The organism is Companilactobacillus allii (assembly GCF_001971585.1).
Taxonomy (GTDB): domain Bacteria; phylum Bacillota; class Bacilli; order Lactobacillales; family Lactobacillaceae; genus Companilactobacillus; species Companilactobacillus allii.
Window position 1 is genome coordinate 2,213,342 of record NZ_CP019323.1, and the last position, 20,321, is coordinate 2,233,662.

Here is a 20,321-nt window from a genome sequence, read left to right on the forward strand (position 1 = left end):
CACGTTTAGTTTTCGAGTATAATGCAAAAAGAAGCTAGTATTTACGTAAGTAAATATCGGCTTCTTTTTTTTATTAGACGGAGAAAATCGTGTTTTGACACACGTTTTCACAACCCATCTAAATGCTATTTACCATAGTCCAATCAAGCGTTGAAGAATAAATTGACATACGTGTATTGTTGTCATGAAGATTCATTAAGAAACCATGCTTATCATCCCACGTAATGACTTGACTGCCATTTTTAACCGTTCCGTCATAAACTTGTGTTGGTGAGTCCCCAATGGCTACATATTCTCCATCGCTTCCTCGAAACACAAGCGTATCATCTAACTCTGAATTTCCATCACTCGAAGTCAATGGAGACTCTAGTGAAACTGAAATTTTAGAGCTAATAGTTTGGCTTGGAAAGACATCATTAGTCACGGCTATTCCCCAATTTTCATTTTGACGTCCCACTATTCCTTGATTTGGAGAAACTCTACCATAATCCAAGTCTGGAACTTCAAAAGAAACATTCCCATATGGCTGTTGCTGCCAAACATAGGTGGTATTGCTATCCCTAGTAGTGGTATTTAGTTCAGAACTAGTTAGTAAAGTTCCACCTGGATCATGGTCTGTACCTCCATTAGCATAGTCAACCACTTGCCATCTATCACTAATACTATAATATTGTCCCTCAGAATTAGGATCACTCAACTCCGTATTGTTAGACGGTGGTGTAGGAATTGCTGTGCTAATACTTGATTCACTACCAGTATCTATTGTTAAGAACTTAGTCTTTTGTCCTAATGAAAGTTTCCACAATTTAGAATTGTTTGCGAACATACTGCCCATATTAGTGACTTTACCTGTATCCCAATTAGACAGATCTAACTCCAACAAATTGCTTGCACCACTGACCATGCTTCTCATATCAGTGACTTTACTAGTATCAAAACTTGATAAGTCTAAACTCTCTAGTGCTTTATCATCAGAAAAAAGACTATTTACATTTGTTAACTTAGGAGTATTCCAAGTGGATACATTAACACTTTTAAGATTTGGATCATTACTAAATAAACTATCAATAGCTGTTGCATTGGAAACATCCCAATTAGACAAATCTAAAGAAGTTATGGGAATCTTACTAAATGCAGAGGAGAAACTTGTACATTTTAAGACATTCCAATTCAAAACATTTAAGTCAATTTTTTCAAAATTAGATATTGCAGATCCACTAAAAATACTATTCATCCTTGTTACATTAGAGGTATCAAAATCACCAATAACATTTGTAGCCGACGAATTCATAAACATTGAACTCATAAGCGTTACCTTACTAGTATTAAAACTACTTAAATCTAGTAAGTCTACATTACAATTAAAAAACATTGAACTCATATTTGTTACCTTACTAGTATTAAATCCTGTAATACCTTTGATATCCGTTAAATTCAATGTATATTCAAACATAGATGACATATCAGTGACATTTGAAGTATCCCAATTTGATAGATCAATATAATCTAAATTAGTACAACTACTAAAAACACCTCTCATACTTGTTATCTTAGATGTATCCCAACTTTCAATATCATGAATGTTCTGATTAGCGACGTTGTAATAAAATAGCGTAGAAATATCAGTTACATTACTAATATTCAATTCCTTGAGTCCATAGACATGTGCCAACCTTTGACAATTATAAAATAGCGAACCTATATTAGTAACGCTACTTGTATCCCATTTTGACAAATCAAGTGATGTTAAATTTTTCATATTTTTGAACATATTAGTGAGAGCTAAAGCACCAGACATATCCCAATTTTCAACATCAGTGAAACTTGTTTGTGGTAAGGAATCAAACATCGAAGTAAATTGTTGTACCTGTCCTGTATCCCATTCACTTAGGCCAACTAGATCTAAAAGACTCGCATCTTCCGAAAACATGTAAGTCATGCTAGTAACGTTTTTAGTATCAAAGCCTGAAACATCCAAACTACTTAAACTTCTATCACTTTTAAACATTTTATCCATCTTAGTTACTTTACTAGTATCTAAGCTCGTTAATCCAATAATAGTGGTTAGAGATGAATTCTTACTCTCAGTAGAAGTTGACGTAGACCTATACATACAAGAAAACATCCCTGACATAGTAGTAACATTACTTGTATCCAAATTGCTTACATCAATTGTTTGGACATTTTTTAAACCATAAAACAAATTACTTGAATCAGTATTTGCTACTACTCCCGGATCACAAACAATTTTTGTAATGGTGTCATTAAATTTACCATCAGTAACCCAATTTCCCGTTCCATTTCCTAATACTCCTGCATGAATCGTCAAAACACCTTCATCATCAATGTCCCAATTAGCCGTTCCAAAAGTACCACTATCAGTTATAGTGGCTGCTAATGGCATAATTGTTTCTGTGGTAGTTTGATTATTAAGCACTAGAGCACTATTTTGGTTTAATATATCCTGTACATCGCTGGTTGTATCAATTGTTGAAGCCTTTACCATATTTGGCAAAAGTAAAAACGCTAAACCAATACCAATTAACCCATTGAGACCCAAAATATATTGTTTTTTTTGTGTTGAATTAACTCTTCTCATTATCATACCCATCCCAAAAAAAGTGTATATTTTCTCATAGAAATAATTATATAGGAAAAATTTTCTATTTCTACCCATTTTTTGTAAATTCTGTCTACATAAATAGACAATCAGTAACTATTTAAACCAAATAATGAATATTACAACAAAAATAATAAACAAATCGTATTTATTCCAGAAGTAAACTTACAATCCTCTTACCAAACTGGCACGTTTTATGATTTAATGGAAACATAGTTTTTATTTTAAGGGGAATATATTTTCATGGCAAAAGTTAAGAAATTAGAAATATTATTGAACCAAAAAGCTGGTAATGGACAATCGTTAAGTATTTGGAAAACCATAAAAAACTACTTGGAATCAAATAATATCAACTACGAGGTTCATACAACTAAGAAAAACGGTGATGGAGTTAGAATTGCTCAAGAAATAGCTAACTCACTGCAACCATTTACAAGAATCATCGTTTTAGGTGGTGACGGAACGCTTAACCAATCACTGAATGGTATAAAAATTTCTAACAAGCCAAATACCCCTATTGGATATATTCCCTGTGGATCTGGTAATGACTTCAGCCGTGGTATTAAAATACGTAAACAAAGTCCTGTTGTATTGCTTCAAAAGATATTATCGATGAATACACCGGAAACAATCGATATCGGCAAAGCTACATTTCCTGATAAAATAAAATATTTTGTAAATAATATTGGAATTGGCCTTGATGCATACACCGTTTATGAAACTAATCATTCTAAACGCAAGGATTTTTTAAATAAAATGAAGTTAGGTACCTTAGCATATATAACTAGTCTAGTAACAGTAATCAAAAATCAGGATTCTTTTCCATTAGACGTAACAATCAATGGAGAAACTAAACATTTTGAAGATGCATACATTGTCTCAGCCACTAATCACCCCTACTTCGGTGGTGGTGTAGCGATCGATCCACTAGCAACGCCATTCGATCAATTATTAGATTTAGTTGTTGTTAAAAAGATTTCTGGAATGGTCTTTGTTAAACTGTTTGTAAAACTATTTACTAATGGGTCACATTTAAACGACAAGAATGTTTGGCACACACAAGTATCAAGTTATCACTTAACAAGTAATGCTCCTGAACAAGGCCAAATGGATGGAGAAGAGCTAGGTAAAGGTGAATTCGATATAGACTTTACAGTTGATCAACATCTTTTTTGGATACCTATCAATTTATAATTAAATAATAAGTAAATTTTGACCCAAACAAAAAGTCAGCATATTGTGCTGGCTTTTTTTGTTTAGAAATTATTTGTTTTCCATAAAATCAAACGGTGTACTATCTCTCATACCAATCATAGGATCGATAGCATTATTCATTATCATATCAAGTGTTAATGTATAGTCCTTTTTCTCTTCTGGTGTAGGTTCTTCTTTGTTTGTAACTTTTATTTCAAAAGTAGCAAATATTCGTTCTTTTAATGTAGTATTTCGTTCTGAAGATTGGTCCGTAATTGATCTCTCAAATGCGGAACGATCCCCTACCATAATCAATAATTTTTTAGATCTAGTAATGGCTGTATACAACAAATTACGGCGTAACATTCTCGACTCTTCATTTACCAAAGGTAAGATGACCATTTCAAACTCTGAGCCTTGAGCCTTATGTATCGAAGTACAATAAGCTAATGCAATATTCAGCCAATCTTTACGATCTAGAGTGACTTCATTGCCATCAAAATCAATGACTAATTTATCCACATGATCAACATTTTCTTTGGCCAAAAGGATACCAATTATTTTCCCTATTTCGCCATTAAAAACATTGTCTTCCGGAGTATTTACTAAATAGACCACCTTATCCTTGATCCTATAATGCACATTTCCCATTACAACTTCTTTTCTTTTCGGAGTCATTGGATTAACGACATTTTGAATAGTCGCATTTAGATTATCAATTCCTGCAATACCACGATACATCGGAGCTAAGACTTGAACGTCTGCTATATCAAATCCACGTTCATCGGATTTTGTAATTATCTGGGATAAAATCTCCGGGACATTTCTACTGTTACTTCTGATATAAGAACGATCAGATCGATTCTGAAAGAAATCGTCATTAACTATTCCTTCATTAACATCATGTGCTAATTGAATAATAGTCGAATTTTCATCTTGTCGATGAATATCTGTCAAAATCGTAGTTGGAAATGCTCCACTATTAATTAAATCTGAGAATATTTGACCTGGGCCAACCGAAGGTAATTGATCTTTATCACCCACCAAAACAACCTGTGTTCCCGGTTGAACGGCTGTGATTAAAGTTCTAAATAATTTTGTATCTACCATCGACATCTCATCAATTATGAGTAACTTACAATCTAGCGTTGGTTCAGCAAGCTCATCGTCTTCTGTACCTGTTAACCCTAATAATCGATGGATCGTCATAGCTGGTAACCCAGTAGACTCACCCATATGTTTTGCGGCACGTCCAGTAGGTGCAGCAAGCGCAATCGCATAGTCTTCTGAGGCAGGGTCAAGAGTGGCATCATTTAACTTTGCATATGCGGCCACTATTCCGTTTATAATGGTCGTTTTACCTGTTCCTGGTCCACCTGTAAGTAGAAACAAAGAATGCGTTAGAGACTGCTTAATTGCCTCCTCTTGAGAAGGGTCATATGAAACTTTGAATTGCTTCTCAACGTGCTTCAATTCTTTCTTAAAGGCTGAGTTCTTCCAACTTACACCTTTATAAGTATCCGTGATCATCTTCAATGATTGTGATATTGCCCATTCAGCATCAAAAAACGACTTATCATAGACTCTTTCATCCTCGACTAATAAAACACCATCATTTACTAATTCACGTAAACATCCCTCAATTTTTTGTTTTAATTCATTAATATTTTCATTTCCATTTTGTAATAGTGCTATCGTGCGTTTTAACAGCTCTTCACGAACAATATAGGTGTCACCTGAACTCTGTACCAGAACAGATATAAATTGCACTAAGGCACCTTTTATACGTCTTGGATCGTCCTCAGGAATACCCAGTCTTCTAGCAAGTTCATCGGCTCGTTTGAAACCGACCCCTTTGACGTGAGTAACTAGACTATATGGATCTTCATTTATAACTTCTAGTGTTCTAACTCCATATTTCTGATAAATTCTTGCACCAAGTACATTACCAAATCCAAAATTACTAAGTTGATACAAAACTTGTTCAGTCTGATGATTCTTTGAAATCTGCTCAACAATCAGATCAGTTTTTTCCTTACCCAATTTTAAGAAATCTAGTGCATTAGGATCTTGCAATATTTTATCAATTGCATCGGTACCCAATTCATCAACAATCTTCTCAGCCTTTTTCTTACCAATACCTGGGAATTCCTCACCAGAAAAGAAATTAATTAATTCCTTTCTACCACTTGGTCGGCTGTGTTGATAAGTATCTGCTTGAAATTGCTTGCCGTATTTGGGGTGGTCGATCATTTTACCCTCAAATTTATATTCTTCTTCTTCGGAGATCTCACCAAAGCTACCGGTAATAACAATATCTTTTCCATCCCAATCAGTATTAGTCTTTTTAATTTTGATTGTAAAAATTTTAAATAGATTTTCGGGATTTTCAAAAAAAATAGCTTTGACAGTTCCAATGAAATATTGCTTTTCACTTTCTGCCATTGCTATCTCCAGTTTCTTTTATGAATTTTTGTAAATTTGCCAACTTTTTCTCATTCTTCAAATAATACTTGGCATCTAACTCTTTTGATTTATTTAAATACTCTTGATAGTCAACTTTAAGATTCATTGCACATAGTGCCATATTAAAATAATACTTGGCTTGTGGCTTAATATCATTAGCTTTTTGATAATAATCCTTTGATTCAGAGAAGTTACCATTTGCCAACAACAAATCAGCCATCAATTCATTAGAAGCTATATCTGAAGGCTTTTTTTCTACGGCCGTCAATGCATAAACAATTGCCATTTGACGCTTGCCTTGTTCATCTAGTGTTTTTGCCAGCATAAAATATGCTTCAAATCCATAATCATCTTTGATCAATCTTTGAAATAAATCATTAGCCTTATCATACTTACCAGCTAAGTAATACACATTACCCAGATTATATAGTAAGTCTTTATCATTTGGAAATAGTGTCATCGATTTGATCAATAGCTCCTCAGCCTGCTCCAAATCATTAACTTCAACTAAATAAGCCGATAATTTTAATATTTTACCTAGCTGTTTACTATTGCTACTTAAATCATCGACTAATTTTTTGATTTCTTTTTCATTTTGTTCTTTATTCATTTAATACCTCAAATCGTATCTGTACTTGAAAGCTTTTTATCAAGATATGAAGTTTCATTCCACTTAACCAAGCTATAGTGCCCATCAGTATATCTCAAATGTGTCAAACTCGTATTGGACAATCCACCATCTTTACGAATATCAGCAATCTTAGTACCTAATAATGACTGAATACACGTAACTAAAGCTGCTCCATGACTAACTATCAAAACAGCTCCATTTTCATCATTATTTTCTACAATATCATTAACTGCTTGATTAGTCCGCATAGCTACTTGTTCAAATGTCTCGCCTTTAATACGTTTAGCATCATATTCACTTGGTTCAAATCTAAACGCATGAATTACTTCTGGTATCTCTTTTTCTAATTTAACAAACTTCTGACCTTCCATAATGCCAAGGTCAAATTCACGTAATCCATCAATAATAGTCAATGGTATTGACTTGTTCAAATCTTTCAACAAAGTTTCTGCAGTCATCTTGGCTCGTGGAAGTGGACTAGTATATGCATTATTTATCTGTATATCCTCTAGCCTTTGCGCAAGTAGTTTAATATCATGAATGCTCTCTGGTAACAATGGAGAATCACCATGTCCGCCTTGATATTTACCTTCTAAATTCCATTCAGTTTTTCCATGTCTGACAAAATACAGATCCATATTATTTTCACCTTACAAAGTTAGTTAACTACTATTATGATGATTTATTAACATTTTTTCAAGTTGTTAAAAATAGTATATACAAAAATAGACCAGGTTTTCACCTGATCTACTAAATTACGTTTCTTAATTTGTATTTAATTAAATATATTGAAGTAACTTTGACTTCATATAAGCACCATCGATAGTTGCACCACCGAGACACTCCTCACCATCAAACAAAACAATCTCTTGTCCTGGTGTAATGGCACGAACTGGGTTATCAAAGTCAACACTGATCTTACCGTCATCTAATACATGAACAGTAACACCAACATCTTGCTGACGATATCTAAACTTGGCTGTACAGTGGAACTCATCACCATAATCTAAACCAGTAATAAATGAAAGATCAGATGCCTCTAAATGATCAGCAAACAATCTAGGATTATTATATCCTTGGTCAACATAAAGAATGTTCTTTGACATATCCTTACCAACAACAAACCAAGGCTCATTGGACTTACCGTTTCCACCAATTCCAAGACCTGATCTTTGACCAATTGTATAATACATCAAACCAGCATGCTTACCCTTAACTTCACCATCAGGTGTCATCATTGTTCCAGCTTGTGCAGGTAAGAACTCACCAAGAAACTTTCTAAAGTTTCTCTCACCGATGAAACATACACCAGTTGAATCCTTCTTCTTAGCAGTGGCAAGTCCAGCCTCTTCAGCAATACGTCTTACCTCTGACTTTTGCATTCCACCGATTGGGAACAAAGCCTTTTGTAATTGATGTTGTTGTACTGTACTCAAGAAATAAGTTTGGTCCTTATTTGCATCCCCACCACGAAGCAAGTGAACAACACCATTATCATCGCGGAAACTTTGAGCATAGTGACCCATAGCAATGTAGTCAGCATTTAACTTCTCAGCATAATCCAAGAAAGCCTTAAACTTAACCTCTTTATTACACATAACGTCAGGATTAGGAGTCCTACCTTTACGATATTCGTCTAAGAAATACTCGAATACACGATCCCAGTACTCCTTTTCAAAATTAACAGAATAGTAAGGAATACCAATTTTATTGGCAACCTTAGCAACATCCTCGTAATCTTCAGTAGCTGTACAAACACCAGCATCATCTGAGTCATCCCAGTTCTTCATGAAAACACCGATGACCTCATATCCTTGTTGTTTTAATAGAAGAGCACTAACTGAGGAATCAACTCCCCCACTCATTCCAACAACAACACGCTTCTTCTTATTCTCCATAAAGCTCTCTCCCACACTTTTTAGCACTCAGCTAAAACTTTTTTATCAATCATAAAATCTAATAAATATCTAAGATCACTTACTTCTTTTTCAGTGTCTTTTAATTTAAAGATATTAAGATTGTGCATACCACTTTTATCAGTGACTGCTAATTTAAGATTATCCAAATCTTTATTGATGGTAACCTTCAAGACGTAGCGTGCATCATATGGTGAACTACCATTAATGGGACGTTCAAGGCGGAAATTACCTTGTTTAGTTTCTTGAAAGCCGACATCTCTTAATGCATATTTTTTAATTTCAGGACTAAGTTCATAAAATTTTGAATCGCCCAAAATTTGTGCTTTTTTACTCATAGTAAAAACCTCCTAAGTGAAATTCTTCATAATTAAGTTTGAATAAATAAGACTAATTAGTCAAGTCCTTAATTATCTCAACCATTTTATTGGAGAATTTAACAACATCTTCTTCAGTATTGTCTTTACCAAAACTGATTCTGATCGAGTCATTGACTCTAGGACTGTCTTTACCAAACATAGCAATCAGCACATGTGAAGGTTCAAGACTTCCGGCAGTACATGCTGAACCACCAGAAACGGCGAAATGTTCCAAATCTAATCTGGTCAATAATACCCCACGATCAATCCCAGGCAGATAGAGATTGAATACATGATTTAAGGCATTTTCGTCCGTTGGTCCATTTACTTTAAATGTAACCTTGTTTGTCGTTAAAACTTCTTGTATTGTTTGCTTAAATCCAAAATAACGATCACGGCGAACTTCTTTTACTTCTGGAGTAATCAGTTGAACCGCTTTAGCGAAACCAGCGATTGCTGGTACATTTTCAGTTCCAGCACGACGCTTAGTTTCTTGATCGCCACCCTTTACAAAAGAAGGGATATGGATCTCATCATTTATATATAGGAAACCAATAAATTTTGGACCATTGATCTTATGAGCTGAAGTAGACATCATATCAATATTTTGAGCTTTAACATCAATACTTTCTTGGCCATATGCTTGAACAGCATCAGTATGAAAGAATGCCTGATGGTCCTTTAATAACTCACCAATTTCAGTAATTGGGTTTTTAGCACCGGTTTCATTATTACCATACATAATTGAAACCAAAATTGTATCATCAGTCAAAGCATCTCTTACTTGATCAACAGTTATTTCACCACGTTCATTGGGCATAAGATAAGTAATGTTAAAGCCTAAGGTTTCAAGATAAGCCATAGACTTTAAAATAGCCTCATGTTCAATTGCAGTTGTAATAATATGTTTACCTAATTTTTGACGTGATAAAGCTGTTTCGATTACGGCAGTATTATCACTTTCAGTTCCACCACTTGTAAAAATAATTTCTGAATCCTTAGCATTAATACTTTGGGCGATAGTGTGACGACTTTCATCTAACACTTTACGTGCTTGACGACCAAAATAATTAGTTGCCGAAGCATTTCCAAAATTATTTGCCATTTGATCAGTTATTACATCAACGACCTCTTTGGCCATTGGTGTGGTGGCAGCATTATCTAAATAAGTAAACTCCAATTTAAAAATCCCTTTCTATACTTCTTGATCCAAGAAGTTTAATAACATACGTACAGACTTTCGACCAGCTTCTTTGACGAAGTCATCAAAGTTAACACTAGCTTCTTCGTCTCCCACATCACTCATTGAACGAATTACAACAAATGGTGTCTTGAATTGTGCACATACCTGAGCCACAGCTGCACCTTCCATTTCAGATGCTAAAACATCTGGGAACGACCTTTTAATTGTAGCAATTTTTTCTTTTCCGTCAATAAATTGGTCTCCGGTAACAATTAAACCTGTGTGCGATACTAGTCCAGTAGCCTTTGCAGCATTTTCAATTTTTGTTACATAACTTGAATCAGCTTCAAAATATAATGGTTGTTGTGGTAATTGACCAATTGCATAACCAAAACCTGTTGCATCTACATCATGGTATGCAAGTTTGCTCGAAATTACGATATCGCCAATTTTCAATCCTTCACCAATTCCACCAGCTGAACCTGTATTAACTACAAAATCAGGACTGTAACGATCATTTATAATTGCCGTTGTCATTCCTGCTTGAACTTTACCAATTCCGCTTTCTGCTAAATAAATTTGATGTGTTTTATAAACACCACTTGTTATTTCAACACCTGCAACTTCTTTGGTACGTATCTCACTAAGTGACTCTCTAATTAATTTGATTTCTTCTTCCATCGGAACAATTACGCCAATTTTCATTTAAAACTTCTCCTCATTTTTAATCGATTATCTCTAGACAAAAAATAGTACTAGAAAGACGATAACAATTAACCCAAATATTGTTATAATCGCAATATTTAATCTTTTTTTCAACCTATTTGTCTTATATTCAAAAGATGCTATTTTTTCTTCTTCTATTTGATCAGGATGCTGTTCACGATACTGTTCTTCAACACGTTTTCGTTCCTGATCACGTAATTCTTTTTGTCTCTGTTCAACTTTATCAATAGAAACTACTGAGCTATTTTTATCTTCACTCTTACTATTAGAAAAAGTATCAACGATCACTTTTTTCAATTCATTCCAAAGCTCACTAATTCTTTGCATTCATTAACTCCCAGTAAGTAACTGCATAAATTGACTTGGAATCACAAATAACACCTTTTTCAATTTGTTCTTTTGCTTCATCAAGTGTCAATTTTTCAACATTCAAAAATTCATCTGAATCAAGTGGTCGTTTATTTTCAACTTGCTTTAAATTTTGAGCTTTAAAAACTGTTAGTCTTTCATCTGAATAACCAGGACTAGTGTAAAACTTCGTTACATATTCTAACTTATCAGTTGTTAAACCTAATTCCTCATTCATTTCTCTAAGAGCAACCTCTTGTAAGTCAGATCCTTCATCTTGATCGATTTTACCGGCTGGAATTTCTAGTGTCTCTTGTTCCATAGGTTCACGCCATTGACGGACAAAAATCATTTTATCATCATCTGTAAAAGGAATGATTGCCACAGCCCCATGATGTCTAACTAATTCTCTTATTGCAGGAATTCCATTTGGTAAGATTACTTGCTCAACTTCAACGTCAAAGATTTTTCCACCAAACATACGCTTTTTAGCAACTACTTCTTCATAATATCTTGAATCTTCTTTATCCATTATTTAAACCTCGTGATTTTATTAATCTAATTACAGACATAATTATAGCGATTAAACAAATTATTAATGCAAATGTCATTGTAACACGCATACCGTCGATAAAGATATCTGGTCTACCGTTAACATAAGTCGTAACCGTTTTTCCATAAAACTTACTCATAGATAAGAATAAGGTCGTTGTTGAAATGGATACACCAATTATCATACCTAAATTACGTGCCAATGCGTTCAATCCACCAGCAATTCCCAAATCCTTTGGTTCAACAGAACTCATAATCATTGTGTTATTGGGAGCTTGGAATAATCCATTTCCTAAACCATTTAAACCAATAAACAATAGTATAAACCAAAGACTTGTACTTACATTAAAGAATAAATAACCGACTTGAGCAATGGCTAAAACAGATAATCCTGCAATTGTAAGTAATATGGGATTAACCTTAGCTGATATTTTACCAGAAATTGGAGCAACAATAACCTGAACAATTGGAAACATCATCAACACATATCCAGCAATCGAAGCTTTCATCCCCAATGCATTCTCCAAATAAAATGGCGATACCACATTGAAAAAGAAGTTAGCAACGAAAATCAAAAATCCAACAACTAATCCTAATGTAAAATCGTGATTCTTAAAAATTCTTAATTCAATCATAGGATCTTTAGTATTCTTTTGCAGATAAATAAATAGGAAAAAAAGTAAAATTGAAATGAGAAACATCAAAATTATATAAATATTGCTAAATCCAACTGATTGACCAATGAATATTGCCGCAAAGAATAGCAGTAATGTAACAAAATAAACACAAAAACCACGGTAATCAAATCTCGCTGGATTCTTGGGTTCTTTTTTGGGTAAATTCAGATAACCAAGTAATAATGCAATCGCACCAATTGGTAAATTGATCCAAAAAATATAGCTCCAATGAAATTGTGACAATATAAGTCCACCAATACCGGGACCAGCAATAGATCCAATTGATACAAATGAACCAATATATCCTAGAGCATAACCGCGTTCACGTAGTGGAAATGTTTCAGTAATAATCCCATTATTAGTTGCCATAGCCATCGATGCACCAAATGCTTGCACAGCACGTCCAGCTAGAATAATTGGTAAATTAACTCCGAATCCACAGATCAATGAACCAATTATGAATAAAATCGATCCTGTTTTAAATACTTTGACTTTTCCAATAGAGTCAGCTAACTTACCAAATAACAATAAGAAAATACAAATAGTAACCAAATAAATTGAAACGATCCATTCAGCCATATTCATTGGTATGTTCAAATCTTTACTAATAACTGGTAATGCAATATTGACTATGGATCCATCTAATGTAGCCATCAAAGTAAAAATACCAACTGATATCAGTATCATCCACCTTTTTGGATTTACTTCTTCATTCATAAAAAATCTCCCTGATAATATTTGCTTAGAGTATACAATATTATTTATTCAAACCTAAGTTTAATGAATAAATAAAAAGAAAGCACTATTCAGTGCTTTCTTCATCATGTTCATCTTTTGGTTCGTCATCAGATTCACTTTCTGGTTCGTCTGATTCATCTTCTGGTTCGTCTTCTAAAATAGTAATATTTATCGCTTGTGGACCTTTAAATCCTGGAGCAATTTCAAATTCCACATCAAGATCAGCTTTAATAAAGAAATCATCACGATTAATAATTGAATCCGCAAAGAAGAAAATGTCTTCTCCGTCATTATTAATGAATCCAAAGCCTCGTTCAGTATTAAAACGAATTATTTTTCCTTGAAACATATTATTAGCCCTCAAAACCTTCTTCAATTGTTTGAGGATATTCCTCAGTAACAATCTTAGCACATCTGGCACAGAATGTTTTGAAGTTTGGATCATCTCCAACATCAGTTTTAATCATACGACATCTTTGACATACTTCACCATCAGCTTTTTCAACTACTAAACTAGCGTGTTCGTACTTGTCAGCATTTGCTGGTGCATCATCTGAACTAACTTCGAATTGTGAAACAATCAATAATTGACCAAAATTGCTATCAATTTTATCAAGTGTCTTCTTCAGTTCAGCATCTGGATAGACTGTTAACTTAGCTTCAAGTGACTTACCGATTAACTTATCAGCACGAGCAACTTCAAGTGATTTAAGAACATCATCTCTAAATGACATAAATGAAGCCCAATCTGCCTCGATCTCATCTGAATCAGGAATATCTTCTGGTTCTGGCATTTCTGCCAACTGTACAAATTCCTCTGGTTCCTTTAAGTAATCCCATACTTGTTCCATAGTATGTGGCAAAATAGGTGTCATCAATTTTGCAATTTTAACAGTTGCATCATAGATAACTGTTTGCATTGAACGACGTGAATGTGAATCCTCAGGGTCAATGTATACAACATCTTTTGCAAAGTCCAAATAAAATGTTGATAGTTCATTGGTAATAAAGTGAACAACACTCTTAGTAACATCTGCAAAATCATATGTGTCATATTCTGTGTGTAAATCTTTAACAAGATTATTTAATTTAACACTTAAATATTTGTCTTCTGGACGAAGATCTTCATATGCTACACCATTTGTCTCTGGATCAAAATCAGTGGTGTTAGCTAACATAAATCTGATTGTATTACGAATCTTACGGTATGTTTCTGATACTTGTTTAAATGAATCTACTGTTACAGATACATCTGAACTAGAATCAACTGAAGCAACCCATAGACGGATTATTTCAGCACCAAATTGTCTTTCGATATCAGCTGGAGCAATAACATTTCCAAGTGACTTACTCATCTTGACACCATTTTTATCAAGAGTGAATCCTTGAGAAAGAATTGCTTTATATGGAGCAACACCAAATGCTGCAACAGATGTAATGAGCAATGAGTTAAACCAGCCACGATATTGATCAGAACCTTCAAGTACTAAATCAGCTGGAAATTGTAAATTATCACGTAATTTAGCAACTCCCGCATGTGCTGTCCCAGAGTCAAACCAAACATCCATAATATCTGTTTCTTTAGTGAATTCGCCATTTGGACTAGCAGGATTACTATAACCTTCTGGTAGAAGATCCTTAGCATCACGCTCAAACCAAACGTTTGAACCATATTTACCAAATAAATCGGCTACATGGTCAATGATCTCTTTGGTCATAATTGGTTCACCATTTTCAGCATAGAAAATTGGTAATGGAACACCCCAAGCACGTTGTCTTGAGATAACCCAATCACCACGATCACGGATCATATTGTAAAGTCTAGTTTTACCCCAATCTGGAATGAAACTTACCTTTTCAAGTTCTGATAATAATTGAGGTCTGAATTTATCAATTGATGCAAACCATTGTGGTGTAGCACGGAAAATAACAGGTTTCTTTGTACGCCAGTCATGAGGATAACTATGTGTGAAGAAGTTCAACTTCAACAATGATCCATTTTCTGTCATACGTTTTGTAATCATCTTATTAGCGTCATCGTAATAAACGCCTTCGTATTCTGGAACTTCGTCAGTAAAGCAACCATGTGCATCAATAGGTGAAAAGACTGGCAACTTATATTTCATCCCGACAACAAAATCATCAGCACCAAATCCTGGAGCTGTATGAACTAATCCAGTACCATCATCCAAAGTAACGTGATTACCAAGGATCAATAATGATTCACGGTCATAAAATGGATGTGTAGCAGTAAGTCCCTCAAGGTCAGTTCCCTTGAATGTTTTAAGAATCTCAACATTTTTCCATTCAAGTTTTTCTTGTAGGAAGCTGATACGTTCTTGAGCAACAACGTACTTTTTGCCATCAGCATTAATTAATGAATAATTAAACTTAGGGTTTACACAAATTGCCTCATTAGAAGGCATTGTCCATGGTGTAGTTGTCCAAATGATAAATGAAGTATCAGTATCCAATAGATCTTTACCATCACGTACTTTAAAGGCTACAAAAATTGAAGGTGATTTAACATCTTTATATTCAATTTCAGCTTCAGCCAAAGTAGATTCTGATGATGGTGACCAGTAAACTGGTTTTTTACCACGATAAATATATCCTTTATCAACCATTTCAGCGAAAACTTTTACTTCTTCTTTTTCAAATTCAGGTTGATAAGTAATATATGGATTATCCCAATCGGCTGAAACGCCTAAACGTTTGAAACCAGCCATTTGTTTTTTGATTTCACCTTCAGCAAAATCATGACACATCTTACGATACTCAGACATGCTGATTTCCTTACGCTTGACACCTTTTTTAGCTAATTGTTGTTCAATTGGAAGACCGTGAGTATCCCAACCTGGAACATATGGTGAACGAAAACCATTCATAGAATGATAACGAATGATAATATCCTTTGAAATCTTATTCAAAGCATGTCCCATATGAATATCACCATTGGCAAATGGAGGTCCATCTAACAATTCAAATGTTGGTTTACCTTCATTTAATTTTTGGCGTTTCTCATAAATTTTATTTTCTTCCCAATCCTTTTGCCATTCAGCCTCTTTATTAGGAAGATTTCCTCGCATTGGGAATTTAGTCTTTCCCAGGTTAAGTGTGTCTTTTACTTTCATTCTTTCACCCTCTCTTGAAATTAAAAAGAACCCATCCAATTCTAGGACGAGTTCTTCGTTATACCACCTATTGGTAAATGATTATAAAATTGTTTAAGAGTCGATATACTAAATAGATTATTTTACTAACCTCACACCATACGTTAGCTCGCTGAAAAATTCTATAAGGCACTTATTCTCTTAATTGTCAGATTCCTTCTTATCATCGTCGCCTGTGTCATCATCAGCAAAGTTAAAAGTTGGAGCATTTTGTTCATGACTAACTGTATATGGATCAGCAGGTGACTCATCAGGAATATTGTTATTATAGTTCATTTGATCATCATTGGGAATGGTATCTGATGAATTTTCATAATTTTGTGTCTGATCCACATAATTATCATCAGAATTTTGAGTATAATTTTGGTTCTCATTATATTCATCACTCATCCCTACACGCTGTTTCAAATCATCGCTAGCAGTATCTTTAGATAACTTCTCCCACTCAGGACTTTCAATCATACTTAACTGTTGACGAAGAATTTCTTGTAATCCTTGTCGATAATCAGCAGATTTCTTCTTAAGGTCGTCAGTTTCAATAGTTACTTGTCTAGCTTTATTTGAAGCATCTTCAAGTATTTGATTCGATTTAGCAGTAGATTGATCCAATAGATCACGAGCTTTTTTCTGTGATTCTTCTACAATAACTTGAGACTCTTGCTCAGCATTGCTCTTTACTTTATCTGCGGCATCTTGTGCCACAATAATTGACTGATTCAAAGCATCACGCATATCAGTGAAATACTTCAATTGCTCTTTAGTATCTTCCAATTCATGTTGAATCTGGTCGTTCTTTTGCAGGGCAAGGTCGTAATCCTGCGCAACCTGTTTCAAAAATTTATCAACTTGATCGCGGTTATAACCACGGAATTTGTTTTTGAATTCCTTATCATGTATTTCTACTGGTGACAATACCATAATCTCACGCCCCTATTATTTATTAATGATATTAACAAATAAAATATATTTGTTACCTTTTGATTTACCCATAATATCATTAATTCTTACTCGACCATAGCCACGTACACTAAGTGTGTCATTGATCGTAACAAAAGAACTTGCATTCTTATTAACAACCCAATTAATTTGAACGTTTCCATGTTCAACATGAGTTTTAGCAGTCTGTCTTGACAAATTGTATGCTGTTGCAATAACAGTATCAATTCGCAAAGAATGCACGTTTATGACCTCATCTTGTGAATCATCTTTTGGAAGTAATAATTTTTTTAAATCTTCCTGTATTAAATGAACTTTATAAGGTCCAATTTTAGTAACTTGTTCAGTAATGAAATCGCCCATTTGATCAAAAACAAAGAATTGCCAACGTTCACCATCAGTAATAATATCACCGAAATGATCACGTTCAACCCCAGATCCAGTTAATGAACCTAAGATTTGGCCGTGATGTAAATTAGCAAACTTTTCAGGATATCTAACTTCAAACATAGAAATTTTGAAGTCAGATTCTTTTGGCACAAAATAGTCAGGAGCAATTATACCCCTGACTCTCTCTGCGCCCTCAAATCCGCCAAAGTAATGAACATATAAGTCATCATATTTATTAACCAGATTATTTAATATCAACTGTTCCCTTAAATTAAGGAAATCAGTTAATTGAGGGATATACATACTTTGTGTTCTAAGTAATAAATCACTCATTTTGTCGATAAAAGGCTTTTCTTCCGGACGAAAATATCCACTTTTTAAGCTTACATTTTCTTTATCTGTCATTAGATTATCCAAAAAATCACTTTCTGTACTAATTCTAAAATTAACAAAGCAATCAATGGAGAGAAATCGATCATTCCAAAAGTAGTAGGTATAACTTTCTTGATTGCATTGAAAAATGGTTCAACCATTCTAACTACAATTTGTCCAATACTTGACTGATATAGTCGAGGAATAAATGTCATAATACAATAAATGAATACGACAAACTCATAAAGTTGAAATACTCCTCCGATGATAAATGGTAAACCATATAAAATTTGATTCATAGAGTTCCCCTATCTTTTTTATTCGTTTAATTCAGGGATACTTCCATCAATTTCGAACTTTGGTGGAGTACATAGGAAAATCTTATCTCCAACACGTTTAATTTCGCCATTTAAGGCATAAATTGAACCCGTTAAAAAGTCAACGATCCTTTTCGCCTGTTCATCATTAATATTATTGAAATTAACAATTACAGCTTTATTATTTAAAAGCTGCTTAGCAACGATTTTAGCATCAGAATAAACACGAGGTTGGTAAATAGCAATCTTGCTACTACCAGGTCTTGTTTCGTTTGCTGAATTCATAGAAACAACTTTTTCATTACCAGAATAATCAGTAGTGGTTTGTTGCTCGTTGCTATTTTGTTCATCGTACTCTTCTTCATCGTTAATTCCAAAGAAATTACCTAACTTTTCAAAAGCCATAATAAGTTCTCCTTAAATAAATTACAAAGGGTAATTGATCCAAATGTAATTCCTTTTTTATCTATTGTTACGTCTCTTAAATATTGGTGGTGTTGAATCATCATCATTATCATCTAAATCGATAGTTTCGGGTTTCTTAAAAATTTCAAAATCACCTTTTTCACCAGAAACATCTTTTGAAGATGAATCATGATTAATATCCCAATCAGCTAATGGATCAGATGATTGTTGTGGTGCTTGTTTAGTTTCATCCGATTTTTCGTTAGGATTAAATGAAGCATTACGATTATTTAATTGAGGACGCTTTGGAGCTTGTTTTTTACTTTCTTCAGTCTCGACACCAGTGGCAATAACTGTAACTTTAACTTGGTCGCCTAGTGTTTCATCAATTGAAGTACCAAATATAATATTTACGTCTGAAGTAGCTTGTTCTGATACGATTTGAGCTGCATCTTGTGCTTCAAACAATGAAAGGTCAGGACCACCAGTAATATTAAGTAATACTTGCTTAGCTCCATCAATGGAAACTTCAAGTAATGGTGAAGAAATGGCTTTATTCGTAGCATCGGTAATTCTATTTTCACCATTAGCTGTACCAATACCCATAAGAGCAGATCCTTGATCAGACATAACAGTTTTAACATCCGCAAAATCCAAGTTAACAAATCCAGGAGATGTAATTAAATCAGAAATACTCTGAACACCTTGACGTAAAACATCATCAGCAATACTGAATGCCTCACCCATTGGTGTCTTTTTATCCACGATCTCTAGCAACTTACTATTAGAAATAATTACTAAAGTATCAACGTCTTTTTTCAATTCTGTGATACCATCAGCCGCAAAACGTGAACGTTTTGAACCTTCAAAAGCAAATGGACGTGTTACAACACCAACAGTTAGTGCGCCACTTTCCTTAGCAATTCCAGCTACGATAGGTGCGGCACCTGTACCTGTACCACCACCCATTCCGGCAGTGATAAAGATCATGTCAGCTCCATCTAATGCTTCTTTAATTGACTCTTCACTTTCTTGCGCAGCTTTTTGACCAATTTCAGGATTTGATCCTGCTCCAAGACCTCTAGTTAATTTAGGTCCCAATTGGATTTTAGTCTCTGCTTGTGAACTTTCCAATGCTTGAACATCGGTATTTGCAGCAATAAATTGTACACCCTTGATGCCAGAGTCAACCATGCGGTTGACGGCGTTGCCACCTGCTCCACCAACACCAATAACTTTAATAACTGCCCCCGTATTGTTATTTGAATCCAACGAATATTCCATTAAGGAGTTCCTCCTACTACTTTTATCTTAATAA

At 34.2% G+C, this 20,321-nt stretch carries 19 protein-coding genes; 1 reads left to right on the forward strand and 18 read right to left on the reverse strand.

The window, feature by feature from the left end:
• Nucleotides 1–118: 118 nt before the first annotated feature.
• Nucleotides 119–2,599 carry a BspA family leucine-rich repeat surface protein gene (locus tag BTM29_RS10935; RefSeq protein WP_076617568.1) on the reverse strand — a complete coding sequence of 827 codons (2,481 nt, stop codon included), beginning with the start codon at nt 2,597–2,599 and terminating at the stop codon, nt 119–121.
• A gap of 264 nt (nt 2,600–2,863) precedes the next feature.
• On the opposite strand from BTM29_RS10935, the gene BTM29_RS10940 reads away from it, so the two are divergent.
• Nucleotides 2,864–3,814 carry a diacylglycerol/lipid kinase family protein gene (locus BTM29_RS10940; protein ID WP_076617572.1) on the forward strand — a complete coding sequence of 317 codons (951 nt, stop codon included), beginning with the start codon at nt 2,864–2,866 and terminating at the stop codon, nt 3,812–3,814.
• Between the two features lie 69 nt (nt 3,815–3,883).
• On the opposite strand, the gene recD2 is transcribed toward BTM29_RS10940, so the two are convergent.
• From recD2 to ftsZ, 17 genes are all read right to left on the reverse strand, one after another.
• Nucleotides 3,884–6,259, reverse strand: a complete 2,376-nt coding sequence (recD2, locus tag BTM29_RS10945) for an SF1B family DNA helicase RecD2 (RefSeq protein WP_076617577.1) — start codon at nt 6,257–6,259, stop codon at nt 3,884–3,886.
• Complete coding sequence (locus BTM29_RS10950; protein WP_076617581.1) at nt 6,246–6,890, reverse strand: tetratricopeptide repeat protein; 645 nt, start codon at nt 6,888–6,890, stop codon at nt 6,246–6,248. Before BTM29_RS10950 ends, recD2 begins: the two co-directional genes overlap by 14 nt.
• An 8-nt stretch (nt 6,891–6,898) precedes the next feature.
• Entirely contained in the window at nt 6,899–7,549 is a 651-nt protein-coding gene (locus BTM29_RS10955) for a histidine phosphatase family protein (protein ID WP_076617585.1), read from the reverse strand.
• Nucleotides 7,550–7,690: 141 nt separating this feature from the next.
• Nucleotides 7,691–8,824, reverse strand: a complete 1,134-nt coding sequence (gene mnmA, locus BTM29_RS10960; RefSeq protein WP_257787702.1) for a tRNA 2-thiouridine(34) synthase MnmA — start codon at nt 8,822–8,824, stop codon at nt 7,691–7,693.
• A gap of 5 nt (nt 8,825–8,829) precedes the next feature.
• Nucleotides 8,830–9,165 (reverse strand): hypothetical protein, encoded by a 336-nt coding sequence (locus BTM29_RS10965; RefSeq protein WP_076617594.1) that lies wholly within the window; start codon nt 9,163–9,165, stop codon nt 8,830–8,832.
• Nucleotides 9,166–9,217: 52 nt separating this feature from the next.
• Complete coding sequence (locus BTM29_RS10970; RefSeq protein WP_076617598.1) at nt 9,218–10,366, reverse strand: cysteine desulfurase family protein; 1,149 nt, start codon at nt 10,364–10,366, stop codon at nt 9,218–9,220.
• A 15-nt stretch (nt 10,367–10,381) separates the two neighbouring features.
• Nucleotides 10,382–11,074, reverse strand: a complete 693-nt coding sequence (locus BTM29_RS10975; RefSeq protein WP_076617601.1) for a 5'-methylthioadenosine/adenosylhomocysteine nucleosidase — start codon at nt 11,072–11,074, stop codon at nt 10,382–10,384.
• A gap of 33 nt (nt 11,075–11,107) precedes the next feature.
• Nucleotides 11,108–11,422, reverse strand: a complete 315-nt coding sequence (locus BTM29_RS10980) for a hypothetical protein (protein WP_225972202.1) — start codon at nt 11,420–11,422, stop codon at nt 11,108–11,110.
• The gene (locus BTM29_RS10985; protein WP_076617604.1) at nt 11,409–11,975 is read right to left on the reverse strand and encodes an NUDIX hydrolase; all 567 of its coding nucleotides are present in this window, start codon (nt 11,973–11,975) and stop codon (nt 11,409–11,411) included. The genes BTM29_RS10980 and BTM29_RS10985 overlap by 14 nt, the downstream gene beginning before the upstream one ends.
• Complete coding sequence (locus BTM29_RS10990; RefSeq protein ID WP_076617608.1) at nt 11,968–13,389, reverse strand: MFS transporter; 1,422 nt, start codon at nt 13,387–13,389, stop codon at nt 11,968–11,970. Before BTM29_RS10990 ends, BTM29_RS10985 begins: the two co-directional genes overlap by 8 nt.
• A gap of 85 nt (nt 13,390–13,474) precedes the next feature.
• The gene (locus tag BTM29_RS10995; protein WP_076617611.1) at nt 13,475–13,759 is read right to left on the reverse strand and encodes a cold-shock protein; all 285 of its coding nucleotides are present in this window, start codon (nt 13,757–13,759) and stop codon (nt 13,475–13,477) included.
• 4 nt (nt 13,760–13,763) lie between these two features.
• On the reverse strand, nt 13,764–16,544 hold the full coding sequence (gene ileS / locus BTM29_RS11000) for an isoleucine--tRNA ligase (protein WP_076617615.1): 2,781 nt from the start codon (nt 16,542–16,544) through the stop codon (nt 13,764–13,766).
• Nucleotides 16,545–16,724: 180 nt separating this feature from the next.
• Nucleotides 16,725–17,501, reverse strand: coding sequence for a DivIVA domain-containing protein (locus BTM29_RS11005; RefSeq protein WP_076617618.1), 777 nt, complete (start codon nt 17,499–17,501; stop codon nt 16,725–16,727).
• Nucleotides 17,502–17,516: 15 nt separating this feature from the next.
• Nucleotides 17,517–18,314, reverse strand: a complete 798-nt coding sequence (locus tag BTM29_RS11010; RefSeq protein ID WP_076618943.1) for a YlmH family RNA-binding protein — start codon at nt 18,312–18,314, stop codon at nt 17,517–17,519.
• Complete coding sequence (locus tag BTM29_RS11015; protein ID WP_076617622.1) at nt 18,314–18,580, reverse strand: YggT family protein; 267 nt, start codon at nt 18,578–18,580, stop codon at nt 18,314–18,316. The genes BTM29_RS11010 and BTM29_RS11015 overlap by 1 nt, the downstream gene beginning before the upstream one ends.
• A gap of 18 nt (nt 18,581–18,598) precedes the next feature.
• Entirely contained in the window at nt 18,599–19,003 is a 405-nt protein-coding gene (locus tag BTM29_RS11020) for a cell division protein SepF (RefSeq protein WP_076617626.1), read from the reverse strand.
• Nucleotides 19,004–19,060: 57 nt separating this feature from the next.
• Nucleotides 19,061–20,287 carry a cell division protein FtsZ gene (gene ftsZ / locus BTM29_RS11025; protein WP_076617630.1) on the reverse strand — a complete coding sequence of 409 codons (1,227 nt, stop codon included), beginning with the start codon at nt 20,285–20,287 and terminating at the stop codon, nt 19,061–19,063.
• Nucleotides 20,288–20,321: the final 34 nt, after the last annotated feature.